This is a genomic window from Kosakonia oryzae (assembly GCF_001658025.2).
GTDB classification, from domain to species: domain Bacteria; phylum Pseudomonadota; class Gammaproteobacteria; order Enterobacterales; family Enterobacteriaceae; genus Kosakonia; species Kosakonia oryzae.
On record NZ_CP014007.2, the window covers coordinates 4,066,809 to 4,092,727 of the forward strand.

General features: G+C 56.0%; 27 protein-coding genes and 1 other RNA gene. 11 read left to right on the forward strand and 17 right to left on the reverse strand.

Annotation, left to right across the window (positions count from 1 at the left end; genetic code table 11):
* Positions 1-56 precede the first annotated feature (56 nt).
* Positions 57-536 carry a YlaC family protein gene (locus tag AWR26_RS19330; protein ID WP_064568151.1) on the forward strand — a complete coding sequence of 160 codons (480 nt, stop codon included), beginning with the start codon at positions 57-59 and terminating at the stop codon, positions 534-536.
* Here AWR26_RS19330 and pdxR read toward each other — a convergent pair.
* Positions 502-1,947, reverse strand: a complete 1,446-nt coding sequence (gene pdxR / locus AWR26_RS19335) for a MocR-like pyridoxine biosynthesis transcription factor PdxR (protein ID WP_064568152.1) — start codon at positions 1,945-1,947, stop codon at positions 502-504. The genes AWR26_RS19330 and pdxR overlap by 35 nt on opposite strands.
* 97 nt (positions 1,948-2,044) lie before the next feature.
* Here pdxR and AWR26_RS19340 point away from each other — a divergent pair, with 97 nt between their 5' ends.
* Complete coding sequence (locus AWR26_RS19340; RefSeq protein WP_064568153.1) at positions 2,045-2,746, forward strand: GNAT family N-acetyltransferase; 702 nt, start codon at positions 2,045-2,047, stop codon at positions 2,744-2,746.
* Here the strand turns inward: AWR26_RS19340 and ykgO are convergent.
* Positions 2,743-2,883: a type B 50S ribosomal protein L36 gene (gene ykgO / locus AWR26_RS19345; RefSeq protein ID WP_007373577.1), complete on the reverse strand. Its 141-nt coding sequence runs from the start codon at positions 2,881-2,883 to the stop codon at positions 2,743-2,745. The genes AWR26_RS19340 and ykgO overlap by 4 nt on opposite strands.
* Before the next feature lie 3 nt (positions 2,884-2,886).
* Complete coding sequence (locus AWR26_RS19350) at positions 2,887-3,147, reverse strand: type B 50S ribosomal protein L31 (protein ID WP_043954585.1); 261 nt, start codon at positions 3,145-3,147, stop codon at positions 2,887-2,889.
* A 264-nt stretch (positions 3,148-3,411) separates the two neighbouring features.
* On the opposite strand from AWR26_RS19350, the gene AWR26_RS19355 reads away from it, so the two are divergent.
* From AWR26_RS19355 to AWR26_RS19380, 6 genes are all read left to right on the forward strand, one after another.
* Positions 3,412-4,440 (forward strand): isopenicillin N synthase family dioxygenase, encoded by a 1,029-nt coding sequence (locus AWR26_RS19355; RefSeq protein ID WP_064568154.1) that lies wholly within the window; start codon positions 3,412-3,414, stop codon positions 4,438-4,440.
* Positions 4,441-4,465: 25 nt separating this feature from the next.
* Positions 4,466-5,272, forward strand: a complete 807-nt coding sequence (locus tag AWR26_RS19360; protein ID WP_064568155.1) for a MetQ/NlpA family ABC transporter substrate-binding protein — start codon at positions 4,466-4,468, stop codon at positions 5,270-5,272.
* Positions 5,269-6,060 carry a methionine ABC transporter ATP-binding protein gene (locus tag AWR26_RS19365; protein ID WP_074922453.1) on the forward strand — a complete coding sequence of 264 codons (792 nt, stop codon included), beginning with the start codon at positions 5,269-5,271 and terminating at the stop codon, positions 6,058-6,060. The genes AWR26_RS19360 and AWR26_RS19365 overlap by 4 nt, the downstream gene beginning before the upstream one ends.
* Positions 6,057-6,716 (forward strand): methionine ABC transporter permease, encoded by a 660-nt coding sequence (locus AWR26_RS19370; protein WP_167351172.1) that lies wholly within the window; start codon positions 6,057-6,059, stop codon positions 6,714-6,716. Before AWR26_RS19365 ends, AWR26_RS19370 begins: the two co-directional genes overlap by 4 nt.
* 210 nt (positions 6,717-6,926) lie before the next feature.
* Positions 6,927-8,501: an EAL domain-containing protein gene (locus AWR26_RS19375; protein WP_064569066.1), complete on the forward strand. Its 1,575-nt coding sequence runs from the start codon at positions 6,927-6,929 to the stop codon at positions 8,499-8,501.
* A gap of 29 nt (positions 8,502-8,530) precedes the next feature.
* Complete coding sequence (locus AWR26_RS19380) at positions 8,531-9,076, forward strand: flavin reductase family protein (RefSeq protein ID WP_064568157.1); 546 nt, start codon at positions 8,531-8,533, stop codon at positions 9,074-9,076.
* 8 nt (positions 9,077-9,084) lie between these two features.
* On the opposite strand, the gene AWR26_RS19385 is transcribed toward AWR26_RS19380, so the two are convergent.
* The 7 genes from AWR26_RS19385 to yczE form a co-directional block, all read right to left on the reverse strand.
* Positions 9,085-9,438: a DUF1428 domain-containing protein gene (locus tag AWR26_RS19385; protein ID WP_064568158.1), complete on the reverse strand. Its 354-nt coding sequence runs from the start codon at positions 9,436-9,438 to the stop codon at positions 9,085-9,087.
* A gap of 59 nt (positions 9,439-9,497) precedes the next feature.
* Complete coding sequence (locus tag AWR26_RS19390) at positions 9,498-12,572, reverse strand: beta-galactosidase (protein WP_064568159.1); 3,075 nt, start codon at positions 12,570-12,572, stop codon at positions 9,498-9,500.
* 104 nt (positions 12,573-12,676) lie between these two features.
* Positions 12,677-13,759: a LacI family DNA-binding transcriptional regulator gene (locus AWR26_RS19395; RefSeq protein ID WP_064568160.1), complete on the reverse strand. Its 1,083-nt coding sequence runs from the start codon at positions 13,757-13,759 to the stop codon at positions 12,677-12,679.
* Positions 13,760-14,016: 257 nt separating this feature from the next.
* Positions 14,017-14,235: a hypothetical protein gene (locus AWR26_RS19400; RefSeq protein ID WP_007373565.1), complete on the reverse strand. Its 219-nt coding sequence runs from the start codon at positions 14,233-14,235 to the stop codon at positions 14,017-14,019.
* Complete coding sequence (locus AWR26_RS19405) at positions 14,232-14,483, reverse strand: hypothetical protein (protein ID WP_007373564.1); 252 nt, start codon at positions 14,481-14,483, stop codon at positions 14,232-14,234. Before AWR26_RS19405 ends, AWR26_RS19400 begins: the two co-directional genes overlap by 4 nt.
* 233 nt (positions 14,484-14,716) lie before the next feature.
* Entirely contained in the window at positions 14,717-15,262 is a 546-nt protein-coding gene (locus AWR26_RS19410) for a GNAT family N-acetyltransferase (protein ID WP_064568161.1), read from the reverse strand.
* Positions 15,263-15,350: 88 nt separating this feature from the next.
* Positions 15,351-15,962 carry a membrane protein YczE gene (yczE, locus tag AWR26_RS19415; protein WP_064568162.1) on the reverse strand — a complete coding sequence of 204 codons (612 nt, stop codon included), beginning with the start codon at positions 15,960-15,962 and terminating at the stop codon, positions 15,351-15,353.
* Positions 15,963-16,046: 84 nt separating this feature from the next.
* On the opposite strand from yczE, the gene yczR reads away from it, so the two are divergent.
* On the forward strand, positions 16,047-17,468 hold the full coding sequence (yczR, locus tag AWR26_RS19420; RefSeq protein ID WP_064568163.1) for a MocR-like transcription factor YczR: 1,422 nt from the start codon (positions 16,047-16,049) through the stop codon (positions 17,466-17,468).
* A gap of 156 nt (positions 17,469-17,624) precedes the next feature.
* On the opposite strand, the gene ffs is transcribed toward yczR, so the two are convergent.
* Positions 17,625-17,721, reverse strand: an RNA gene (ffs, locus tag AWR26_RS19425) — signal recognition particle sRNA small type.
* Between the two features lie 165 nt (positions 17,722-17,886).
* Here ffs and AWR26_RS19430 point away from each other — a divergent pair.
* Positions 17,887-18,198: an MGMT family protein gene (locus tag AWR26_RS19430; RefSeq protein ID WP_007373555.1), complete on the forward strand. Its 312-nt coding sequence runs from the start codon at positions 17,887-17,889 to the stop codon at positions 18,196-18,198.
* 35 nt (positions 18,199-18,233) lie between these two features.
* Here AWR26_RS19430 and AWR26_RS19435 read toward each other — a convergent pair whose 3' ends face one another.
* Entirely contained in the window at positions 18,234-18,803 is a 570-nt protein-coding gene (locus tag AWR26_RS19435) for a YbaY family lipoprotein (protein WP_064568164.1), read from the reverse strand.
* Between the two features lie 215 nt (positions 18,804-19,018).
* On the opposite strand from AWR26_RS19435, the gene tesB reads away from it, so the two are divergent.
* A complete protein-coding gene (gene tesB / locus AWR26_RS19440) occupies positions 19,019-19,879 on the forward strand; it encodes an acyl-CoA thioesterase II (protein WP_007373553.1) in 861 nt (286 codons plus the stop codon).
* A gap of 65 nt (positions 19,880-19,944) precedes the next feature.
* On the opposite strand, the gene amtB is transcribed toward tesB, so the two are convergent.
* The 5 genes from amtB to AWR26_RS19465 all read right to left on the reverse strand — a co-directional run bounded on the left by amtB (position 19,945) and on the right by AWR26_RS19465 (position 25,901).
* Positions 19,945-21,231, reverse strand: a complete 1,287-nt coding sequence (gene amtB / locus AWR26_RS19445; RefSeq protein ID WP_007373552.1) for an ammonium transporter AmtB — start codon at positions 21,229-21,231, stop codon at positions 19,945-19,947.
* A 32-nt stretch (positions 21,232-21,263) separates the two neighbouring features.
* On the reverse strand, positions 21,264-21,602 hold the full coding sequence (glnK, locus tag AWR26_RS19450; protein WP_002891893.1) for a P-II family nitrogen regulator: 339 nt from the start codon (positions 21,600-21,602) through the stop codon (positions 21,264-21,266).
* A gap of 256 nt (positions 21,603-21,858) precedes the next feature.
* On the reverse strand, positions 21,859-23,637 hold the full coding sequence (locus tag AWR26_RS19455) for a SmdB family multidrug efflux ABC transporter permease/ATP-binding protein (protein WP_064568165.1): 1,779 nt from the start codon (positions 23,635-23,637) through the stop codon (positions 21,859-21,861).
* Positions 23,630-25,393, reverse strand: a complete 1,764-nt coding sequence (locus AWR26_RS19460; protein ID WP_064568166.1) for a SmdA family multidrug ABC transporter permease/ATP-binding protein — start codon at positions 25,391-25,393, stop codon at positions 23,630-23,632. Before AWR26_RS19460 ends, AWR26_RS19455 begins: the two co-directional genes overlap by 8 nt.
* A gap of 49 nt (positions 25,394-25,442) precedes the next feature.
* The gene (locus AWR26_RS19465; protein WP_064568167.1) at positions 25,443-25,901 is read right to left on the reverse strand and encodes an Lrp/AsnC family transcriptional regulator; all 459 of its coding nucleotides are present in this window, start codon (positions 25,899-25,901) and stop codon (positions 25,443-25,445) included.
* Positions 25,902-25,919: the final 18 nt, after the last annotated feature.

Sequence of the window (25,919 nt, forward strand, 5' to 3'; positions counted from 1 at the left end):
AATGGCAACTTAAAATAGCGTGTCCACCTGCAAAACAGTATCAGTAAAGGCGTAAGATGACAGAGATACAGCGGCTGCTCACCGAAACGATTGAAGAGATCAACCAGCGCGAGAAACGGGATAACCGCCCGCGCTTCAGCATCAGTTTTATTCGCAAACACCCCGGCCTGTTTGTCGGCATGTATCTGGCCTGGCTTGCCACGCTGGCGGTGATGCTGCAGTCCGAAACCCTTTCCGGCTCCGTCTGGTTATTGATCGTGCTCTTCGTGATCCTGAACGGTTTCTTCTTTTTTGACGTTTATCCGCGCTACCACTACGAAGATATCGATGTACTCGACTTCCGGGTCTGCTATAACGGCGAGTGGTACAACACACGATTTGTTCCGTCAGGTTTGATTAACGCGATCCTGCAATCCCCGCGAGTCGAGGAAGAGAGCAAAACCCGGCTGGAAAAAATGGTCGCGCGTAAGGGCGAGCTCTCGTTTTACGACGTCTTCACCCTCACCCGCCCAGAGAGTGTTCAATCAATTGGTTAAGCGTACGTACCGCCGCCGTAAATCGGCTGGCGGACGTATTACCGTACCCCAGAACCAGCCCGCTGGATGCTGCGCTCTTGTGCAGCCAGAAACGGCTTAATGCATGGGGCGCAAGTTGCCGTTGCCTCGCAGCATGAACTACCGCCTCATCATCAATCCCCGGGATCGCCAGCGTTAAGTGCAGCCCACCGCCGCCACCATAAACCTGATGCGCAGCATGCAGCTCATTGCGAACAGCTTCCAGCAGATGCGCTTGCCGCTTGCGATACAGCCGACGCATCGCGGCGAGATGACGTGCGTAGTGCCCATCTTCAATAAAACGCGCCAGCGTCAGTTGCTCGGCACGATGACCGCCACGTAACAAACTACCGATTGCTGGCCCGGCAGCCTGCGCCAGCGCGGGCGGCATCACCATAAAACCAATACGCAACGAGGGAAACAGGGTTTTACTAAAAGTACCAAGATAAACCACAGGCGGATTCGCCACCATGCCTGACATCGCCGGAATGGGCTCGCCCGGATAGCGAAACTCACTATCGTAATCATCTTCCACAATCCAGCTTCCCATGTGCCGGGCATAGTCCAGCAGCGCCAGCCGCCGGGCCGCGCTCATCACTTTACCCAGCGGATACTGATGTGACGGCGAAGTGTAAATCATGCGCGGCGGCCGGGCCGCAGGGTTCAGCACCATCCCTTCATCGTCGATCGGCATTCCCGTCACTTCCAGGCCTGCGGCGAGAAAAGCGCTTTTGGCACCGCCGTAACCCGGCTCTTCAACCCAGGCATGATCGCCCACGTCGCTGAGTAAATGCACACAAAGCATCAGCGCTTCCTGCGCGCCTTCGGTGATCACTATCTGTTCAGCATCGCAATCAATGCCGCGAGATATCGCCAGATGGCGGGCTATCGCTACGCGTAAACGCCATTCACCGGCGGATTCACCATAATTCAATAGCAGACTGCCTTCATCGCGCCACACGCGTTCAGCCAGCCGTCGCCAGACAGCCAACGGGAAGTAATTTGCCGCCGGAATGCCCGGCGTCAGCGCCAGCGCGGGGGAATGACGAAAAGCCCCGCCCGGCAGTTGCTGTACACGCTGCGCGAGCGTTACCGATGGTGCCGGGTCCGTTCGCTCCACTGTCGCCAGTTTCGCCACACGAGTGCCCTGGCGATCGCGCAGCACATACCCTTCAACGGCCAGTTGTTCCAGCGCCGCATTCACGGTATTACGCGAAATATGCAGCCTCTCCGCCAGTACGCGCGATCCCGGCAACAGGCTGCCGGGCTTTAACATCCCCTGCCGTACCGCATCGCGCAGCGCCACATACAGCGCGCGCTGGCGCGTCAGGCTGGCACGCTCCTCCAGCGCCCGGCGCAACAGCGCGTACAATCCTTCCTCAGGAATATTCATTATTTTCTCCGCGTGGCCCCATAAAACTATAAAACGATGGCTCTTTTTATGGAACCAGCACAGCGTTACGCTGCCTCCGCATATACAAGGAGACACAATGAGCCAGTTCAATCACTATCAACAACCTATCGGCGATGCGCTGCCCAACTGGCAGCCGCGCCCTTTCCCGCAGCGCGTTACTCTCGAAGGCCGTTATTGCCGTCTTGAGCCGTTGGGTACTGAGCACGCCAGCGCGCTGTTTCAGGCGCATCAACAAGCAGGTGATGACCGGAGCTGGACGTGGCTACTGCGGGAACCGGAAAAAGATGAAGCGGCGTTTCGCGACTGGATAGCAAGCACCTGCACGCTGCACGATCCGCTGCATTTTGCCGTCATAGACAACAAAACTTCGCGGCCGGTTGGTAGCCTCGCGCTGATGCGCATTGATGAGAAAAATGGTGTTATGGAAGTGGGAAGCGTTCATTTCTCGCCGTTGCTGGCCCGTACGCCCGCCTCGACAGAAGCACAATGGTTATTGATGAACTATGCCTTTACAACGCTGGGATACCGGCGCTACGAGTGGAAGTGTAACAGCCTGAATGAGCCGTCACGCCAGGCGGCGCTGCGTCTCGGTTTTCAATATGAGGGCCGTTTTCGTCAGGCGCTGGTGCTCAAAGGCCATAATCGCGATACCGACTGGTTTTCAATTATTGATGGTGAATGGCCGCAGATTGATCGCGCACTGCAACGCTGGCTTGCCGCCGACAACTTCACGGCCGATGGCAAGCAGCGTCACTCCCTGGCATCACTTCGCGCTTAACGTTTTTTCTTTTTGCCTTGCACCGCTTTGAAACGCGGATTGGATTTACAGATCACATATAAACGCCCCTTGCGCCGGACAATCTGGCAGTCAGGGTGGCGTTGTTTCGCACTGCGCAATGAATTCAGCACCTGCATCACTTACTCCTTTTTATCGCTAAAAAAGCGACCGTAGCGTTGCTGGAAACGTGCCGCGCTGCCTTCGTTAGCAATCACTTTTTGTTTGCCGGTGTAATAAGGATGCGACGCCGACGAAACGTCGATGGTGACGTACGGATAGGTCACGCCTTCCAGTTCGATTTCGCGTTCCGTTTTAATGGTTGAACCCACTTTAAAGTACTCGTTGGCGCTGGTGTCGTGGAACACCACCGTACGATAGTGAGGATGGATATCAGCTTTCATGATTCACTCATCTGTTTTGTTATAACATAACAAAAGTCTATCGAAGTTATTTCTCCATTTCAAGCCATCCGCGTTATGCGTTTTTCGCAAAAGCACGTGATCCTGCGCGGACATAAATTAGAAAAGAACGTTATTGGTTGAATTGTTGCCCCTGAGGCAAGCTGTCCTCACACCTGACGAAGAGGAAGAAGAAAATGCGCTGTTGTTGTCCCCGAACCCTGAACCTGACCAGAACACGATTATTGACTGCCTTCGGAGAACACAATGAACGCAACGACGTTACCGATCCTCGATCTTTCCCGCTATACGCACGGCGCTGAGCGCGAACGCTTTCTTGCCGATCTGCGCCACGCTGCGCGTGATATCGGTTTCTTCTACCTGATTAACCACGGCGTCGATGACGCACTGCTACACGCCGTCCAGCAAGAATCCCGACGTTTTTTCGCCCTGACTGATGAGCAAAAACAGCAAGTGGGGATGATCCACTCCCCCCATTTTCGTGGCTATAACCGCGCCGCTTCAGAGATAACCCGCGGGCAGCCGGACTGGCGCGAGCAGTTCGATATTGGCGCGGAACGCCCGGCGCTGCTGCTGAGCGACAGCGATCCCGGCTGGCGACGTTTACAAGGCCCAAATCTTTGGCCGCAAGCTTTGCCAACGCTGAAACCCGCTCTGCTCGCCTGGCAAAAGGCGATGACCGGTATGGCCATCACGCTGCTGCGGGCGTTTGCCGAAGCACTGCAACTACCTGCGGACGCCTTTGACGCGCTGTATGGCGATAAACCGAACGAGCATATCAAGCTGATCCGCTACCCTGGCCAGCATTCGACCCAGAGTGCGCAAGGCGTTGGTGCCCATAAAGATTCCGGCTTTCTCAGTTTTCTGCTGCAGGACGAGCAAAAAGGGCTGCAGGTAGAAGTCGAACCAGGCCACTGGATCGATGCCGTGCCGCTGGCAGGCAGTTTTGTCGTCAACATTGGCGAACTGCTGGAACTGGCTACCAACGGCTATTTGCGCGCCACCGTTCACCGCGTGGTTTCGCCCCCGGCGGAACAGCAGCGTTTGTCGATCGCTTTCTTCCTCGGCGCCCAGCTCGATGCGGTGGTGCCGTTGTACACCCTACCACCGAAGCTGGCGCAAGAAGCGCGCGGGCCGGAGAGCGATCCGCACAATCCGCTGCTGCGCGACGTCGGCTGGAACTACCTGAAAGGCCGCCTGCGCTCCCATCCGGATGTGGCGGAACGTTATTACCGCGATGTGCTGCGCGAACGCACTGAACAATTGATCGTCTGACCATAACAACACAGGAACACACATCATGAAACATGCCGCTTTTACTCTGGCAGGGGTAGCACTGTCTCTTTCTCTGGTCTGGACTTCCGCCCAGGCAGAAGCACTGCGCGTCGCCGCCGACCCGGTACCGCACGCGGAGATCCTCAATTACATCAAAAAGATCGATCCGAAACTGGATCTGAAAGTGGTTGAATTAACCAATGGTGCCAATGCTAACGAGCTGTTGGCGAACGGCGATGTCGATGCCAACTACTTCCAGCATGTGCCTTACTTGAAGGATCAGGAAAAGGCGCTGGGCAAGACTTTTGCCGTTGCCGCGACGGTACACATTGAACCGCTCGGCATCTATTCACATAAATACAAGGATTTCAAATCGCTGCCGAATAACGCCAAAGTGGCCGTGCCGAATAATGCCACTAACCTGAGCCGCGCCCTGTTCCTGCTACAAGCCCAGGGGTTGATCAAGCTCGACAGCAAGTTCACCGATCCGGCCACCACCCTGGCGACGCCGAAAGACATCGCGCAGAACCCGAAACATTTGCAGATCCTGGAGATTGAATCGCCGCAAATCCCGCGCTCGCTGGATGATGTCGATCTGGCGGTGATCAACGGCAACTACGCGCTGGAAGCAGGGCTGAGCCCGGCGAAAGATGCGCTCGGTCTGGAGAGTGCGAAGCACAATCCCTATGCCAATATTCTGGTCACCAACCCACAACTGGCCAACGATCCGCGCATCAAAGAACTGGCCAAAGATCTGACCTCCCCGCAGGTCGCGGCGTTTATCCGCAAGCAATATAACGGTTCCGTGATCCCGGTTGCGCCGCAGTCATGATTGAGATTGAAGGGCTGAGTAAAATCTACGCCGGAGCAGGCCGACCGGCGTTAAAAGAGGTGTCGCTAAGCGTACCGAAAGGCGCGATTTACGGCATCCTCGGGCGCAGCGGCGCAGGGAAAAGTACGTTGATCCGTTGCCTTAATCTGCTGGAGCGGCCCACTGCGGGCCGCATTATCGTGAACGGTAATGACATCACCCAACTGGATAAGGCCGGGCTTCGCGAGCACCGTCTGCGCACCGGCATGATTTTCCAGCACTTCAATTTACTGCATGCGCGTACGGTCGCCGATAATGTCGCTGTGCCGCTGGAAATCGCCGGTGTAGCGAAAGATCAGCGTCAGGCGCGCGTAGAAGAACTGCTGTGGCTGGTGGGATTAAGCGAAAAAGCGCACGCCTTCCCGTCACAGCTTTCCGGCGGACAAAAGCAGCGTGTCGGCATTGCCAGAGCGCTGGCGGCGCACCCGGATGTGCTGCTGTGCGACGAAGCCACCAGCGCGCTGGATCCGGAAACTACCGCGTCAGTGCTGGAGTTACTGGCAGACATCAACCAAAAACTGCAACTCACCATTGTGTTGATCACCCATGAACTGGACGTGGTCAAAACGCTGTGCGATCACGCGGCGCTGCTGGAAAATGGCGAAGTCATAGAGAGCGGGAAAATCGCTGATTTGCTGGTTGCTCCGTGGTCGCGGTTGCGCCAGGCGCTGCTGCACGATCCGCAGGCAGAACAGGCATTTCTGGCTCGTCATGGTGTGACCGGGAGGCCGTTATGTGGGGTCGCATGAGCTGGGAGGATCTCTGGCCGCTGCTGTTAAACGGTTCGCTGGAGACTATTTATATGGTCGGCCTGTCGGCACTCTTTACCGTGCTGATTGGTCTGCCGCTGGGCGTACTGCTGTTTATTTCCCGCAGCAATGGCTTAGCGCCGATGCCAAAGCTGAATGCGCTGCTCGGTACGATTATCAACATTGGTCGCTCGCTGCCATTTATTGTGCTGTTGATTGCGCTGATTCCATTTACCCGGTTACTGATAGGAACCACGCTGGGCAGTACCGCCGCCGTCGTGCCGGTGACCATTGGCGCATTTCCCTTCTTCGCGCGCCTGACGGAAACCGCGCTCGACGAAGTGGATTACGGGCGCATTGAAGCCATTTTATCCATGGGCGGTAACCTCTGGCATGTGATTGTAAAAGCGCTGTTGCCGGAAGCGCTTCCCACGCTGCTGGCCGGGATTACCTTAACGGTGGTAATGCTGATTGGCTTCTCATCGATGGCGGGCGTAATTGGCGGTGGCGGGCTGGGCGATTTAGCCATTCGCTACGGCTATCAACGCTTTAACAACCAGGTCATGTTCGGCACCGTGATTATCCTGGTGGCGATGGTACAGGGCGTTCAGATGTTGGGAGATCGCCTGGTTCGCCGGCTGGCGCACCGCCGATAAGCTGTTCCGGCGTTTCTTTGTCCCAAAAACCGGGAAAGAGACGCCGTTTATCCCTTCTTGTTTGATAAAAATTTCTTAGCTAACCTGCACCACAGACTCTTTTTTCCTCTACCTGCTCATCCTGAAAGAAAACAATCGCTGCCGCGTGATATAACATTTGCGGGTGAAAGATACGCTATGTTTATCAGTATCAAAGAGGGATTTTTGATCATGACTAATCGACGGCTGATAACTCTTATTATCGCGATTATGGCGCTCGCGCTGATCCTGCCGCCAGGGCTGAGTATCTGGATGACCCATCGCCAGGCTAAAGAAACGTTTATGGATCAGCTTGAAACTTACTCAAAGCTGGCGGATATGCGCACACTGCGTGTCGTTAACGAAAGTAAAACGGCGCTCCGGCAACTGGAAAACTGGCGAGGCCCGGTTTGTACCGCCGACCATCTGCTGGAGATGCAACGCGCTTCTTACGCCCATCGCTATGTGCAGGAAGTCTTATACGTTGACGCTCTTCAGCCGCACTGTTCATCGTTGCAAAACGGCACCTCGACATCTCCCTTTCCACCGCCCAGGAAAATTACTGCAGATGGCTTTCGCGTCTGGCTTACTCGTCACAATGATTTGGGTTTATCGCGGAACATGATTGCCATCGGCAATGAGCATTATGTCGTGATGGTCGATCCCCAGTCGCTTATCGATATCCTCTCTTACGGCTCGCTTCCGCTGCACTTCTCGCTGGTCAATACCAGCACCCGGCAAATCATCGCGGGTGGTACGGAGATCCCCAGTGCCGTGCTTGAGCAGATAGCGCAACGTGCGCAAACAACAGAGCATTTCCGGGAATCAACCTACCACATTAAATACGATGCCAGCCTGGGGCTGGCCACCGTGACATGGATGCCGGACACACCGCTGGAAAACAACTGGCATCGTTTATTGACTATTTGGGTTCCGTTTAGCTTGCTGATGAGTTTATTGCTCGCCTTCGTTTTACTCAAAGTACTGCGTCGGCTGCAATCGCCGCGCTATCAGTTGCAGGAGGCCATCCATCGCCGTGAAATCATGGCGCATTACCAGCCGATTATGGCGCTGGAGAGCGGGCGTATCGTCGGAGCCGAGGCGCTGGCGCGCTGGCAGCAAAAGGATGGCTCTTTTCTGTCGCCAGATATTTTTATCCCGCTGGCAGTACACAGCGGCCTGATGCCGCAATTAACCAGGCTGATGATGGAAAATGTGTTTGCCGATATGGGGTCATGGTTGCAACAACACCCGGAGCAGCATATCTCTGTCAATCTGGAACCCGCCGATCTGCTGGATCCGGGCCTGCCGGCGCTACTCGCGGAATTACTACAACGCTGGCAGCTTTCGCCATCGCAAATCGCCTTAGAACTGACCGAGCGAGGTTTTGCCGATCCGGCCGTCAGCGGCCCGGCGATCAACACGCTGCGTGCCGCAGGCCATGCGATCTACATTGACGATTTCGGTACCGGTTATTGCAGCCTGAGCTACCTGCAAAACCTCGACGTCGATACCATTAAAATCGATAAATCGTTTGTCGATGCGCTGGAGCAAAAAACCGTGACGCCGCACATTATCGAGATGGCAAAAGCCTTAAAGCTGGCGATGGTTGCCGAAGGTATCGAAACCGAAGCTCAGTTGCAGTGGCTAAAACAGTGCGGCGTGGAGTACGGGCAAGGCTGGCTTTACAGCAAAGCGCTACCGGCGGAGGAGTTTATTCGCTGGGCGGAAAATAACCTTCATGAGAAAGGGCTCTGCTACTGTTAAAAGAGTTTTAACAACGCGGAGGAAGCACAATGAAAAAGCAATCCTGGCCGCTGCACGATGTCCGGCACTGGCTGGAGCCTGGCCCGGTGGTACTGCTGAGCAGCCACTGGCAAGGGCGAAATAATATTATGACCTTAGGCTGGCACACGATTCTGGAGTTTTCCCCTTCGCTGGTCGGCTGCATGATTTCCGCTGGCAATGCCAGCTTCGAACGCATCCGACAAAGCGGAGAGTGCGTCATTAACCTGCCTGAAGCCAGCATGATCGACACCGTTTCCCGCATTGGTAACTGTACGGGCGATGAGGTCGATAAGTTTGCTCAATTTGGACTGACGGCAGAAAAAAGCGAGCATGTGGCCGCGCCATCCATTAAAGAGTGCTACGGCCAGTTTGAATGCCGCCTTTATGACGACGCAATGGTGGATACTTACAACTTCTTTATTTTTGAAGTGGTTGCTGCGCGGGTAAACCGCGAACCTGCGTGGCCGCAGACGCTGCATTACACCGGTGACGGCGTGTTCCGTACCGATGGCGATGTGCTTGAGCGCAAAGCGCTCTTCACCAAAGTCTCCTGAGTGTCACATTACTCATCGAGCACCGGCACAAAGCCACCGTATATCATGCGTTTACCGTCAAAAGGCATCGCATTACCCAGTTCGCGCATGCGGGGATCGGCCATCATTTTTTGATTCGCCATATCGCGCACCTCTTTGGACGGGTATTCAATCCAGCTGAAGACGACCGCTTCGTGGTCTTCAGCTTTTACCGCCATGCGAAAATCGGTGAGTTTGCCATCCGGTACGTCATCAGCCCAACATTCGACAATGCGTGTTGCGCCGAACTCTTTGAAGATCGGTGCCGCTTTCGCCGCAAGCTGGCAATACGCCTCTTTTTCATCCTCCGGCACTGCGACCACAAAACCATCGACATATTTCATGCATCAATCCCCGCATGACTGCGCAGCGGGACAACCCCGCCGCATCAGACCCGATAAGTTTAGTTCTGCCGCCAGCAAAAGGCGTAACGCACCGTCTCATCTTGCAGGATAAACTCCGGCGACACGCTCGGACTCCAGGAATCATCGCCGCCGACGCCCATGTGGAAAGCATCGAGATGCAGCCAGCAACCGGCTTCTTCGCGCAAAAAGTGGTGGTGCGTGGTTTCCCGCAGTTGCTTATCGCTGTAACAGCCGAGGGAAAAATGGAAATCCCCCTGCCACAGGTGCGCGCCGTACCACACTGCGCGCGTGTTGCAGCGCAGCCCATTTTCGCCGGGGAAAATATAGGCCGTGTGCAGCGCCGACAGCGGCTGCGTCCACCTTCCCTGACGCGCCGCCAACTGGCGATCCGGGTAGTTTTCATGCGGCCCCAGCCCCAACCAGCTTACCTGCGGATGCCGCTCCGCCAGCTGGCAGACCAGGCCCACCCTCGCGGGCGGCGGAATATCGCCCGCCACCTGAACCGTGACATCGCCATGCAGTGCGCCGTCACCATCAATTCGCCAGCATTTATGGCTGAGAAACGCGGTTTTCCCTGCGCCCAGCCAGCGCTGACCGGTGTTTACCACAATCCCGGTGCTGTGCTCTTCAACGTCACAATAAAGCAGTTCAGCCGACAGATCGTACATGCCTGCCGCCTTCCAGCGCTCCACCCATGCGTTGGGATCGATGCGCGTCACCTCGCTGATACCAATGTCGTTATCCAGCGGCGCACGGGAAAAACAGTCGCTCAGCGGAGCCAGCAGCGTCGGCTGTTCATCGCGCCACCACTGTTGCAGGTTGCCGCTGCGGCGACAGAAGTGCCAGCGCTGCGACTGATGCGTGATGACAAATTCCTGCTCGCTGGCCTGCAATGTCGGGCGCGAGTTCTGCACCACGCGCGGAGCGATATACAACGGCTCGGGCAGACGCCATTGATCCCAGGCGCAACGATGATCCGCCGCCGACCAGCGCGTCGCCGTACGCTGAAAAACATCCACATTCAGCCAGACTTCGCCGGGCGCGGCCACCAGCGCGGGGATGTTCAGTTCAATACGTTGCTTGCCTTGTGGCGCAATATCCAGCGTGATTTCTCCCTGCGCCAGTACATCGCCATCGCGGGCGACAGACCAGCGCAGGTATTCATTATCAGTGGCGCGGAACAGATATTCGCTCTCAACTTCCAGCACCACCGGCGTGGTGCTAAGCAGGCTGAACTGGAAAAATTGCTGCGCGCGCTGCGCTTCATACAGCGCCGGATGCGGCGTACGATCGGGAAATACCAGCCCATTCATACAGAACTGGCGGTCATTCGGCGTATCGCCAAAATCGCCGCCGTAAGCCCAGAATGGTTGCCCATCATCACCGGTTTTGGTTAATGCCTGGTCAACCCAGTCCCAGACAAAACCGCCCTGCAAACGCGGGAAAGCGCGGAACGCTTCCCAGTATTTGGCAAAACCACCAAAGCTGTTGCCCATCGCATGTGCGTATTCGCAAAGAATGAGCGGGCGATTTTCGCCGGGCAAACCGATCCATTTTTTAATCGACCACTTCGGCACAGCCGGAAAGGGCTGATCCTGGTCAACGCGGGCATACATCGGGCAGACAATATCGGTGGCCGCCGTGTTCGCACCGCCGCCTTCATACTGCACCGGACGCGTCGGATCGGTCGTTTTCAGCCAGCGATACAGCGCATCGTGGTTCGCGCCATGACCGGATTCGTTGCCCAGCGACCAGATAATGATCGACGGATGGTTGCGATCGCGCTGCACCATGCGCGTAACGCGTTCGCTCATGGCTGGCAGCCAGCCCGGATCGTCCGCCAGGCGGCTCATCGGCACCATGCCGTGGGTTTCAATGTTGGCCTCATCCACGACGTATAAGCCGTACCGATCGCACAGGCGATACCACAGCGGATGGTTCGGATAGTGAGAACAGCGCACGGCATTGAAGTTGTGCTGTTTCATCAGCTCAATGTCGCGCCGCATGGTGGCTTCATCAATGGCCTGTCCGTTTTCGGGATGATGCTCGTGACGGTTTACGCCACGAATCAATAGCGGTTTGCCGTTAAGCAGCAGCAAACCATTACAGATTTCCACCTTGCGGAAACCCACATCGCAGGCTTCCGCTTCCAGTACGTTTCCTTGTGCATCGAGCAGGGTTAATGTCAGGCGATAGAGGTTCGGTGTTTCCGCACTCCACAGCACGGGCGCGGCAACCGGCAGCGTCATGCACAGGCGTTCTGCCCACGCGCCGCGCTCATCCACCACGGCGCTGCCCGGCGACTGCTGCGCGGCGGCAATGTTTTTTCCGTCGTGCCACAGGGCAACGGCAACGCGGCACTCTGCAAACGCCCCGGCCAGTTGCACGTTAACTTGTAATTGCGCGTGAGTCAGTTCCGCATTCAGTTCGCTGACATAGTGGAAATCGGCAATATGCGTCTGCGGTTTGTGTTGCAGGGAGACATCGCGAAAAATCCCGCTCATCCGCCACATATCCTGGTCTTCCAGATAACTGCCATCGCACCAGCGCAGCACCATCACCGCCAGCCGGTTTTCCCCCGCGTGTAGCGCCTGACTGAGGTCAAACTCGGCAGGCAGACGGCTGTCCTGCGAATAGCCGATCCATTGGCCGTTACACCAAAGATAAAACGCCGCATTGACGCCATCAAAAACAATCCGCGTCTGCCCCTGCGCCAGCGCCTCTTCTTCCATTAAAAATGTGAGCGAGTAACAACCCGTCGGATTTTGCTGCGGAACAAACGGAGGCGTCACCGGAATCGGATAGGTAACATTGGTATAAATGGGCGTATCAAATCCCTGCATCTGCCAGTTCGATGGCACCGGCATCGCCACCGCATCGGCGCAATCCTCTGTTATCCAGCGTTCCGGCACGGCTTCCGGCGAGCCAAACAGACTGAAGCGCCATTCGCCATTCAGCAGGCGCCGCGCAGGTGAAGCGGCATCATCGCGCGCCGCATTTTCATCACGCCAGCTACGCAGGGGCGCATGAGCCGGTAAACGGTGCCAGTGGGTGATCGCCGGGTTTTCCCAATCGCGACGGAAAACCAGCGAACTTAACGCGGTAGCAGACATAAAACCTCTTTTTGCGAAGCGCTCACAATGTAGGAAACAATGACGCATTTTTAATCGCGGGTAAAGCCCGCGATCGGCTGAAAGCGAAGAGGATCACAAAAGCATTAGCGCCGATCCAGCATGGCAACCTGCTGCGCCAGTTCACTCAGTTGCCTGGCAAGGGTTTCACCGCTGCGGATCTGCCGTTCGCACGCCGGAGCGGTAGACGAGCGTTCGATCAGCGTAACGGGCAGCCGAGTCTGACTGAGGGGCAAGTCCACGTCGGGCGGGTTAAGCAGCCAGTCCACGCTACGCTCACCAGCATCTTTAAACGCCTGGTGCACCGTGGTCAGCGGCGGAGAAAACCAGGCGCTGTCCGCCGTGTCGTCATACCCCACCACTGAAATCTGGCCTGGCACAGCAATCCCCTTTTCGGCACAGGCGCGCATCACGCCGAGCGCCATCTGATCGTTAGCCACCAGAATCGCCTGCGGCAGCCGGGGGCCCGCCAGCAGCAGATGGGCTTTTTCATATCCCGACGCGGCGCTCCAGTCCCCGTGCTCGCTGGCGCAGGGGTTCAACTTCGCCTGCGCTAACGCCGCCAGCCAGCCGCTAAAACGGGCGCGGGCTGAAACTGAACTCTGCGGTCCGCCCAGCAGGGCAATACGCTGATGGCCTTGCGACAGTACATGTTCCACACCCAGTCGCGCGCCCTGCTCCGCATCAAATACCAGGCTGTTAACGGCCGCCTTATCACTGACATCCAGAAACAAAACCGGCGTCGGCTGCGCCTGCGCCGCTAACTGCTGCGCCAGCGCATCCTCCAGCGGAACATTGATGAGCACGCCTTCCACACGCTGTGCCAACAACTCTTGCAATGCCGCGCTACAACTGGCCGCGTCATGCTGCTCAAGCATCGAAATAATGACACTCGCGGAGGCAAGACCAGCGCGGGATTTCACCGCCGAGGCAATTTGTGACGGCGCATGGAGCGCCAGATCGGTAGTCAGTAGCCCCAGCGTTCTGCTGCGTTTGCCCGCCAGTTGCTGGGCACCACGATTGGGAACATAGTGCAGCGCGGCCATTGCGGCGAGCACCTTTTCACGGGTACGAACTGAGACATGGGCCGCATCATTGATCACCCGGGATACGGTCTGGTAAGAGACGCCTGCATAGCTGGCAACGTCGTAAAGTGTGATAGTTTTCATGGCGTTCCTGGCAGCAAAGGGATCATTAGTATACCCGTTTTGCCCAGGTCTGCTTGTGAGCGCTTCGTGAAAAATAACAGGAATTACGACAACCGGTAAAAAAATATATTGCGTGGGATAAAAAGAAATATCGGCGAACCACAAGGCTCGCCGGAAACATCATCCGTAATGTGTTTTGAGATGGTTCTGTAGAGTTATTATGAAACAATCATCACAGTTTTTAATGCAATTTAAATGACGGTTTCATGACAACAAGGTTACTGCTGGCGAGGAATAGGAAATCCTTTTATTGAAATAATAAAACTGTTTCCCTCTTTTTTTATTTTTGCGCCAGCGTCACACCAGTCCGATGCGATACGAAAAAACTCATCACTTCCGATATTCCAGTCCAGTCGTACTTGTTTAACAAAGCCTGAGCGCAACATCGCGCAAGCTTCGCCGTAGTTACTGGCGGTTGATAGCAGTTGTTGGTTCATTTTTTCTTCTTCAGGAGTTTACGTAATGCTTTGATCTCTTTGGGAGTGAACGGAGTTGCACTCTCTTCTTCCGTGTGCTGGTTGTCAATGTCATCTTCCGAGACTCCCGCCTCTTCCGCTGCTTCGAACGCCAGCAGCAGCAGTTTTTCTGTCGCCGTGCTTAAATTTTCACTATTTACTTCTGCATAATGACGCAGCTTTTCTTTTAGCGCTTCATCAATTTTGACGTTTAATACTGCACTGGCCATGATTATCCCTTCTTGTATGAATAAACATGCTAATTAATACACGAACTTATGAAACCGATCCAGATTTATATTTCAAAATTATAACAGGGCGAAAAATCCCCATAAATAATCTGCCCTATATTTATGACAGAAAAATGAAGATAATATTTCAATTAAATGACACTATAATTTAAAACGAATAAATATATGCTAATCGCGGGAATAAAACCCGCCAGCGCGTACGCTGGCAGGTTTCAGTGGTGCAGTTGATTCCATTTTTCGCGGGTTATCTCCCACAGCTCCGTCTCCAGCTCCCCGGAAACGTACTCACCTTTTTGCAGGCGAACCAGGCGCATACCGCTGCGTTGAGAAAGTCGCTTCGAACGATCGTTGGCGACAGCTTTGGGCGCACGCAATACATCGCGCCCGAGCGCGTTAAACCAAAAATCCGTGACTGCATGGCAGGCCTCCGTCATATACCCCTGCCCTTGCCACTCGGGAGCCAGCCAAAATCCCCGGTTATTGTCCGGCGTATCCATCAGGCAGATCACGCCCATGAGTTCATCGGCATTTTCTTTACGTCGCAACGTCCAGAACCAGCCTTTCCCTGCGCGCGTTGCCGCCAGTGCAACATTATCGACATAGTTCTGCGCTGCGTTATCCGGATAGGGCCACGGAACACTGGCAACCAGATAACGGACAATCTCCCAGCGAGGGAAAATGCGCTGAATTTGTGTGGCATCTTCCGATGCCAGCGGTTTGAGAATTAGACGTGCCGTTTGAAGCTCTGGTGTCGTCACAGGTGATCGCTCCTTTTCTTCCTGAGAGAAGCAAGTATTGCAGACGCTCCGCCAGATCAGGTTTTTTTTCGCTGTATTAACGAAAAAATCAGCCTGCCGGTTCGGTTTGCGGCGCCACGCTTAGCGTCGGTTTCTGACGAAACCACGGCAGACAAAGCTGAATTAGCGGGCCAATACTGAGCGCGTAAAATACCGTGCCGATGCCAAACGTGCCGCCCAGCAGGCAGCCTGCCAGCAGGACTGAAATCTCAATCGCCGTACGGATACTGCGCACTGACCAGCCCGTGCGGGCATGGATCCCTGTCATCAGGCCATCACGCGGGCCAGCGCCAAACCCGGCACCAATATACATTCCGGTCGCCAGCGCATTGACAATTACCGCCGCCACCAGCATTACGCTGCGCGCCAGGAGTGTCTCCAGCGGCGGCATCAACGCCAGCGCAGCATCGGCGGCAAGCCCAAGCACGATCACATTGCTGAGGGTTCCCAGACCCGGACGCTGGCGCAGCGGGATCCAGAACAACAAGACCAGCGCGCCGGTAGCGATCATCACCGTACCGATATCCATCGACAGCAATTTCGCCACACCAAGGTGGAAAACGTTCCACGGATCGGCACCCAAATCCGCGCGGACAAACATCGCGGTAGAAACACCGTACAGGACTAAACCAATATAGAGTTGCAGTAATCGACGTAGCATTTTTGTTCTCCGGCTGTTCATGCTTCCATCTTCTCCGCAAATGGCATTATGATTAATGTCCAGTTTTCATATAGTGGACTGCATATGTCATCCCGTCGCTTTGGTAGCCAATCTTTGCAGCGCCTGTTAGGGCACTGGCAACAACCCGAATCCCGTATGCCGCTATGGCGTCAGCTTGCCGACGCCCTGCGTTTGCTGATTCTCGATGGCAGGCTGGCGCTGGACACGCGTCTGCCCGGCGAGCGCGAACTGGCCTCAACGCTGGAAATAAGCCGCACCACCGTTGCCAGCGCGCTGGCGCACTTGCGCGATGAAGGTTACCTGGAGAGCCGTCACGGCAGCGGATCGCGGGTGATTCTGCCGGATAGCCGTAGCGTACCAACGCTCGCAACAGCCGGTACGGCACTGGATCTCTCTACGGCGGCACTGAGCGCCGGGCCGGAGATCCACCAGGCCTATACCCACGCGCTGAGCATGATCCCGCACTACCTGACGCAAACCGGCTATGGCCAGCTCGGCTTGCTGCCGCTGCGTGAAGCCATTGCCGCACGTTATACCGCGCGCGGGCTGCCAACTCACGCCGATGAAGTGATGGTGGTGAATGGTGCCGTCAGCGGTCTGGCGTTGGTACTGCGCATGCTGACCGGGCCGGGCGATCGCGTGGTCGTCGATCACCCAACCTACCCGCTGGCGATTGCCGCAATCCAGGGCGCATCATGCCGGCCCGTTGGCGTATCGCTGCCACAAACTGGCTGGGACTGCGACGGTTTTGCCGCCACGCTGGCGCAGACTGCGCCGCGTCTGGCCTGGCTGATGCCCGACTTTCACAATCCAACCGGGCGCTGTATGGATAGCGCCACCCGCGAAGCCATCGCCGCCATCGCGGCGCGCACGCGCACGACGCTGGTGGTCGATGAAACGATGGTGGATTTGTGGTACGACGCGCCGCCGCCTCCGCCACTGGCGGCGTTTGATCCTGCAGGAAACGTGATCACACTCGGTTCGGCGGGGAAAAGTTTCTGGGGTGGCTTACGCCTGGGATGGATCCGCGCCTCAACGCGCACAATTGCCGCCCTCGCCCAGACCCGTGACACGCTGGATCTGGGTTCCCCGTTACTGGAGCAACTGGCAACGCTGTGGCTAATGCAAAACGCAGAGGCATTTTTGCCCGGCCGTCGACAAATGCTCGCCAGCCGCCGCGATGATTGCGCCGCGTTAATGCGCGAGCATTTTCCGGAATGGCGCTTTCAGACACCGCAGGGCGGCCTCTCCTACTGGGTAGAACTGCCCGGTATGCTGGCAACCCAGTTTGCCGCCCGTGCGGAAACTATCGGCATTCACCTCGGCGCGGGAACACGTTTTGGTCTTTCCGGTGCTTTTGACCGCTATTTACGGATGCCCTTTTCCCTGGAATTAACCGAGCTGGAAAACGCACTACTGCGTATTAAACCGCTATGGCTCTCGCTCAACTATTCGCAACCCCCGGTAAAACGCAGCATGGTGTAATGCCGGAAATTGTTCGCCTGCATCCGCACGACATGCCCATTAGCCGAATCGCAGAAGAACAATAGAGCACGGTAAGCCTTTCCAGAACCGCTGGGATGCTGAAAGCGTAAAGGAATAAACGGAAAAGAGAGTTTCAAAGACAGAAATGGGTGGGGGCCCTGCCAGCTACATCCCGGCACACACGTCGTCTGCCCTGGCTGCTTCCTTCCGGACCTGACCTGGTGAACAGAGTAGCGTTGCGGGAGAACCAACAGGGCCCCCATTGAGAGCGTTGCTAATCAACGCGCTGGCGCATTATCCCTGTCCAGGATGGCAATTGCAAGCCGCGCCGGGACGGATGCTGGTTTATTGCGCAACTGTCTCTTCACAGCACGCTTTATGCTGTTTATGCTGCAACGTCTTCCCTCAGGATATCAGCATGGATATACAGGATTCTTTCCCGCAGCGGGTCTGGCAAATCGTTGCCGCAATACCGGAAGGTTACGTCACAACGTATGGCGACGTGGCGAAACTGGCTGGCTCTCCGCGCGCCGCGCGCCAGGTGGGTGGCGTACTGAAACGCTTACCGGAAGGAAGTACGTTGCCGTGGCATCGGGTGGTGAATCGTCATGGCTGTATTTCATTGACCGGGCCGGATTTACAGCGTCAGCGCCAGGCGTTACTGGCTGAAGGCGTGGTGGTGTCAGGCAGCGGGCAAATCGATTTACAACGTTACCGTTGGATCTACTAAAAAAACGCTCCTCCCCCGCAGGAGAGGAGCCGTTATCAGTACTGTGTCGGCGCCGGAGTGGCTTCAGACGGGTTTACTTGCGTGGGTGATGTGGAAGGCACGGTCGTGGCGGCGCCACTGTTTTGCTGCAACGGCACAGCCGTTTGCTGCACTGGTACCAGCGTCAGGTCCACTTTGGTTCCGCCCTGGTTGATAACCGGTTTAACCGTATCGGTGATAAAGACAATTTTATCGTCGATAGTAATGGCCGCACTCAGCAGGATACGGGCATTCGGCTGGATATCAGCCGGGTTAAACGGCAACACGAAGCTGAACGGAGCCTGTTTACCTTCGGTACGCGCGACTTTCTGCGCCAGCACTTTCGACGGCGCATCCGCCTGGGACGCATCAGAAACTGTCACGGTTAATACCGCATTTGGCGGCAGCGCCACTTTCTGACGGATCCAGATCGTACCGGAGACGTTAGGTTGCGCAATCGCAGCTTTATTGGTTGCCGCAGGCGCGCTGGGATTAGGTGCTGGTGTCGGAATGTCAGCGCCTTTTTGAGCGCAGGCAGAGAGCGCAACAGCAACTGCCAAACCACTTAACATGTGCACGAGTTTCATTGATTTCTCCTTATCTTCAATGCACCGGCAGAACGCTTGCCTGCCAGGATGGGTGGTTAAACCATCGTAACGAGAACAAGTCTGGCACATAAGCGCGATATATTCCTGCAAAGCCCCATTTATTCAGATTATTGAACCCATCGGACCACTCATTGTTCCAGGTTATACTTATCGGATTATTCGCTCAGTCAGCCGCTATTTATTTGAGGAAATTTATGAGTCAGGCACTCTCTAACCTGCTGTCATTATTAAATCTGGAAAAAATCGAAGAAGGCCTGTTTCGCGGCCAGAGCGAAGATTTAGGGTTACGCCAGGTCTTTGGCGGTCAGGTTGTCGGCCAGGCGCTGTACGCCGCTAAAGAGACCGTCCCCGCCGAGCGACTGGTGCACTCCTTCCACAGCTACTTTTTGCGTCCTGGCGATAGCCAGAAACCGATTGTCTATGACGTGGAAGTTCTGCGCGATGGCAACAGCTTCAGCGCCCGCCGCGTGGCGGCAATCCAGAACGGGAAACCGATTTTCTATATGACCGCCTCGTTCCAGGCGCCGGAAACGGGTTATGAACATCAAAAAACGATGCCGGACGCGCCCGCACCGGATTCACTGAAATCCGAAACCGATATCGCCCGTGCACTCTCCCATTTGTTGCCGCCGCTGGTGAAAGAGAAATTCCTCAGCGATAAACCGCTGGAGATCCGACCGGTAGAATTTCACAACCCGCTAAAAGGGCACGTTGCTGAGCCTGCGCGCCAGGTATGGATCCGCGCAAACGGCGCGGTGCCAGAAGACTTTCGCGTCCATCAATACCTGCTGGGCTACGCCTCAGACTTCAACTTTCTGCCGGTGGCGCTCCAGCCGCACGGCGTGGGTTTTCTTGAGCACGGTATGCAGGTCGCTACCATCGACCATTCAATGTGGTTCCATCGCCCATTCAATATGAATGAATGGCTGCTTTATAGCGTGGAAAGTACGTCAGCCTCCGGGGCACGCGGCTTTGTACGCGGTGAGTTCTATACGCAACAGGGCGTGCTGGTGGCGTCAACCGTGCAGGAAGGCGTGATGCGCAACCGCAACTAAGGCTCTACAAAAGGAAAAGCCTCCGTATGGAGGCTTTTTTATGCTCAGGAGATAACTCAATTCGATCAGGCGTTGTAGGCGTTTTCGCCGTGGCTGTTAACATCCAGACCTTCACGCTCTTGATCTTCCGGTACACGCAGGCCCACAGTCATGTCAGCCAGTTTGTAGCCGATAAAGGCCACGACGCCGGACCACACGATGGTGAGTGCGATACTTTCCAGCTGAACCAGGAGCTGCTGCCCCATCGTCACGCCTTGTGCGTAACCTACGCCGCCCAGGGACGTTGCGGCAAAGATGCCAGTCAGGATACAGCCGACGATACCGCACACGCCGTGCACACCAAACACGTCACACGGATCGTCAACACGCAGCATACGTTTCAGTGCAGTAACGCCCCACAGACCTGCCAGACCTGAAACCAGGCCCACAATCAGCGCGCCGCCGACACCGACATAACCACACGCCGGAGTAATACCTACCAGGCCTGCAATCGCGCCGGAACATGCACCCAGCAGAGACGGTTTGCCACGCAGCGCCCACTCACCGAACACCCACGCCAGGATTGCACCAGCAGTAGCCACAACGGTATTTACGAAAGCCAGCCCGGCGATTTCGTTGGCCGCGCTTGCGGAACCCGCGTTAAAGCCGAACCAACCAACATAGAGGATAGCGGTGCCGGTAAAGACCATCGGCAGGTTATGCGGTTTGAACGCTTCTTTGCCAAAGCCCACACGTTTACCAATCAGGTAAGCACCCACCAGGCCTGCAACAGCGGCGTTGATATGCACCACCGTACCGCCCGCGAAGTCCAGCGCGCCATGCGCTGCCAGCAGACCGCCGCCCCATACCATGTGCGCAATCGGCACATAAGAGAGCGTCAGCCATACCACCACGAAAATCAGTACCGCAGAGAAGCGAATACGTTCAGCCAGCGCACCCACAATCAGGCCGACGGTGATACAGGCGAAAGAGCCCTGGAAAGCAACGTGGATATACTGATAGATGCTGCCCATGACCGCCGTCAGTTCGATATTCTTCAGCATTACCCAGTTGAAGCTGCCGAAGAAGCTGTTGCCCTCGCCAAAAGCCAGAGAGTAGCCGTAAACCACCCACAGAACGCACACCAGCGCGAAGGTGACAGCCACCTGCGTCAGCATAGAGAGCACGTTTTTCCCGCGGATCAAGCCGCCGTAAAACAGCGCGATGCCCGGGATGCTCATAAACAGCACCAGTGCGGTAGAAATCATCATAAAGCCGTTGTCTGCTTTATCTGCTACAGCGGGAGCCGCCATCGCCAGACCTGGCAGCAATGCCAGTGAAGCAAGACCTGTTTTTAATGTTGTGTTTTTCATTGTTCCAATCCCTATCACTGTGTGGCCAGCTATTACAGTGCCGCTTCGTCGGCTTCGCCGGTACGAATACGAATGACGCGTTGCAACTCAGCAACGAAAATTTTACCGTCGCCAATTTTTCCGGTGTAGGCCGCTTTGCTGATCACATCGATGACTTCATCGAGTTGATCATCAGCAATCGCCACATCAATTTTCACTTTAGGCAGGAAATTGACGCTATATTCCGCACCGCGGTACAGCTCGGCATGACCTTTCTGACGCCCGAAACCTTTAACTTCAGTCACGGTCAGCCCTTGAATACCAATAGAAGACAGTGCTTCACGAACGTCTTCGAGTTTGAATGGTTTAATCACCACGGTAACCAGCTTCATAGATCCCCCTCCAGTCGAAATTCGATAATGGCCGCAGCTAACACACGACAGATATTGCAAGCGGTGTGCCAACAATGAAAACGAGGAGAATTTCAGATTGTTAGTGCAGACAGGCCGGGAAAAGCGGAAGGGGGAAAATGCAGGCTCGCGATTCGGCCTGGTGCCAGAAAAGAAAAACGCACCATAACAGTGCATGGTGCGTTACTTTTTTGCACCAACAGAGGATCCTGTCAGTAGCATGCCTAATTTTGGTGCATCAGGCGATAAGCGACTCTTCTCGCGCGCTGGCCGCCAGTTCTTCCCCGGCCAGTTGCAGTTGGTACATCTGCCAGTAGCGCCCTTTCGCGGCCAACAATTGCTGGTGCGTCCCGCGCTCCACCGCCTGCCCGCGATGTAACACAAGAATAGTTTCGGCCTCAACAATGGTCGATAAACGGTGGGCGATCACCACCAGCGTGGTCTGTTTACGCACCGCCGCCAGCGCATGCTGGATTGCCTGCTCGGTACCGGAGTCGATATTTGCCGTTGCCTCATCGAGGATCAGGATCCGTGGCGTATCGACCAGCACGCGCGCCAGCGCCAGCAGTTGTTTTTGCCCAACCGAGAGATTATTCCCCTGCTCGCCGAGCCGGGTATGAATACCCGCACTCATACCGCGCGCCAGTTCCGCCAGTTGTACCGTCTCCAGCGCCTGCCATACCTGCGCTTCGCTGATATCACGCCCCAACGTCACGTTGGCGAAAAAGCTGTCCGCCAGCACCACCGGATCCTGTTGCACCATCGCCACGCCTTTGCGCAGCGCCGTATGGCTGAGCGCAGAGAGCGGCCTTCCGTCGAGGCGGATCTCACCCTGCGTGAGCGGGTAGTAACCCATCAACAGGCTGGCAAGCGTACTTTTCCCGCTGCCGGTATGCCCCACTAAGGCGACAAAGCTGCGCGGCTCAACCGATAGCGAAATATCCTGCAGCACCAGTTGATCGTCGCGGTAGGCAAACGAAACATTCTCAATATCAATGGCGCCACTGTGTAGCGGCGTATCATCGTCACCATAAGACTGGCGCGGCCGATCCATCAGTTCGAACACACGCTCGCCCGCGACAACCGCCTGCTGCAACATCGATTGCTGCGTCGTCAGCTCAATCAACGGTTCATTCAGACGGCCAAGATAGCTGATAAACGCATACAGTACGCCGACCTCCACTGTTCCCACGGAGGAGAAACCAAACAGCATCAGCAGCCCGCACAGCACCAGCGCAGAAAAAAGACTCAGCAGCGGGCGCAGCAGAAAGCCATCCAGCCGCAGAGTTTGCATGCGCGCAAGATAGTGGGAACGGCTGGCATCGCCCATACGTTCACCAAAGCGCGCCTGCTGGCGGAACTGCTGAATCACGCCCATGCCGTTAATGATTTCGTTAAAGCCATCGTTAATGTCTGCAAGGTAGGCACGCATCCGGCGCACAATCGGCGTGCTATAGCGCTGATAGATCAACATGACGATCAGCACCGCCGGGAAAATCGCCATCGCCACCAGCGCCATCCGCCAGTCCAGGCTGAACATAGCGACCAGCATCGCGCCAATCAACGCGGCGCTGCGCAGCACCGTCGCGACCACCGTGACATAAAGATCGCGGATCACTTCGGTGTCGTTGGTCACGCGGGAGATAATCTGCCCGACCGGCTGGGTATCAAATTCGCTCAATGGCTGGCGCAGCGCGGCATCCATCACATCGGTACGCAGTTGCTGTACCACGCCGACCGCCGCCTGGTTAAACAGCAGCGACTGACTGTAGTGCAGCAGCGCCGCCAGCAGTTGCAGGCCGACATAAACCGCCGCCAGCCCGGAGACCAGCGCAAGCGGCAGGTAACTTTTCGCCACCATATTATCGATAAAGTAGCTGATCAGAGCCGGGCCGGAGACTTCCGCAATCGCCGCAACCCACAGCATCAACACCGCTTTGATTAACGATTTGCGCCACGGTTTGCCATACACCAGCAGGCGTTTCAGCGTCGGCCATTGTCGTGCGAGATTACGCATCGGCGGCCTCCTGCGGTACGTCATTCAACGCAGCTTCCAGTTGCTGGTAGCGATACATATCGCGATACCAGCCCGGCTGGCGCGCAAGCTGCTCATGCTGACCGCGCTGGGCTATATGTCCATGCTGCATGACTAAAATCTCGCTGGCTTCCGTTAGCGCCGACAGGCGATGCGCACTGATAATGACTGTGCGCCCTTCGCCCCACTGGCGCAGGTTATGCAAAATTTGATGTTCGGTGCGACCGTCAACGGCCGATAGCGCATCATCCAGGATCAGGATCTCGGCATTGAGCAGCAGTGCGCGTGCAATCGAAATGCGCTGTTTTTGGCCGCCAGAAAGCATCACGCCGCGCTCGCCCACTTCCGTATCGTAGCCCTGCGGCAGACGCAGAATGTCGTCATGCACGCTGGCAAGCTTCGCCACGTGTTCAATCTCTTCCTGCGTAGCGCCGGGTTTGCCTAACGCAATGTTATTGCCCACCGTATCGGAGAAGAGGAACGGCGTCTGATTCACCACTGCCAGACGGCTGCGCCAGGCATCCAGCTTCAATTGCTGAAGAGGAATATTGTGGAAACGAATATCCCCCTGCCCGACGTCAAAATGGCGCTGAATTAATGCCAGCAAGGTAGTTTTCCCGGCACCGGTCGGCCCGCAGATGCCCAGCATCTGGCCCGGCGTCAGCAGCACGTTAACATTATTCAGCGCGGCGCTTTCCGTTTGTGGATAGCGAAATTCGCGAATAGCGACAGCCAGATTGCCGCGCCCTTCCGGCACTGGCTCATTGCCGTCATTCACTACCGGCGCTTCTGCCAGCATGTCGCGAATTCGGCTGTAAGCCGCACTTCCGCGCTCCACGATATTAAACATCCACGCCAGTGCCAGCATCGGCCAAATCATCAGCCCCAGATACATGGCAAAACTGGTGAGCTGACCGAGCGTCAGCGTACCGTGGACAATCATCCAGCTACCGCCGCCAATCGCCAGCATATTCGCCAGGCCAATCGCAATGTAAATGGTTGGATCAAAACGCGCATCAACACGAGCGACGCGCATATTTTTCGCCCCGGTGTCGGCGGCTTCCGCCGCAAACAGCGCCGACTGGCGATCCTCCAGGCCGAAGGCTTTGATCATGCGGATACTGGTCATGCTCTCCTGCGTGCGATCGTTAAGCGCGGAGAAGGCCGCCTGCGCCAACTTAAAACGCTGGTGCAACTGATCGCCGTAACGCTTGATAACCAGCGCCATAACCGGCATCGGTAGCAGCGACAGCAGCGTTAATTGCCAGCTAATTTGCGTCGACATCACCACCAGCACCACGCAGCCCATCACCAGCGAATCCACTAACGTCAACACGCCTTCACCGGCAGCAAACACGACGCGATCGACGTCGTTCGTTGCTCGCGCCATTAAATCACCGGTACGGTGACGCAGGTAAAACTCCGGATGCTGGCGGCTCAACTGCCGGTAGAAATCTTCACGCAGCTCCACGGCCAGTTGATAAGAAGCGCCGAACAACCAGACGCGCCAGACATAACGCAGCAGATAGGTGACGACAGCGACCGCGACCAGTACGCCAATCCACATCCACACCTGTGATGTGGTGTAATGCTGTTCGGTTACGCCATCGACAATCACCCCCACCACTTTGGGCGGAATGAGTTGCAGAATAGCAATAATGATAAGTAAGGCCACTGCGCCGAGGTAGCGTTGCCACTCCCGGCGAAAGTACCAGCCTAACTGGGCAAATAATCGCACGCGGTTATATCCTGAAGGTGATTTTCTGGCTGTTGGTTTAGCCTAAGCGTTATTCAATGGGTAAAGCCGTGGTGTATTTTATCTGTTCCATGGCGAAGCTAGAAGTGACATCTGACAGCCCCGGCACGCTGTTCACCAGCTTCTTATAAAAGTCGTCATAGTGTTTCATGTCTGCCACCTGCACGCGCAGCAGATAATCATACTCCCCCGCCATGCGCCAGAAACCAAGCACTTCCGGCATTGGCGTCACTTCGCTGACAAAGCGGCAATACCAGTCGCTGCTATGGTGCTGGGTTTTAATTAGCACGAAAGCGGTCAAATTCAGCCCCACTTTTTCAGCATCCAGCACCGCGACACGACCGAGCAAAATCCCGTCGTCTTCCAGCCGCTTAAGACGTTTCCAGCAGGGAGTGGTGGTCAGATTAACGGCATCTGCCAGCGCCTGCAAAGAGAGCGAACAATCCTGTTGCAGCAGGGAGAGCAGCTTGCGGTCAACTTTATCTAACATTTGGGAATCCTGGAGAAT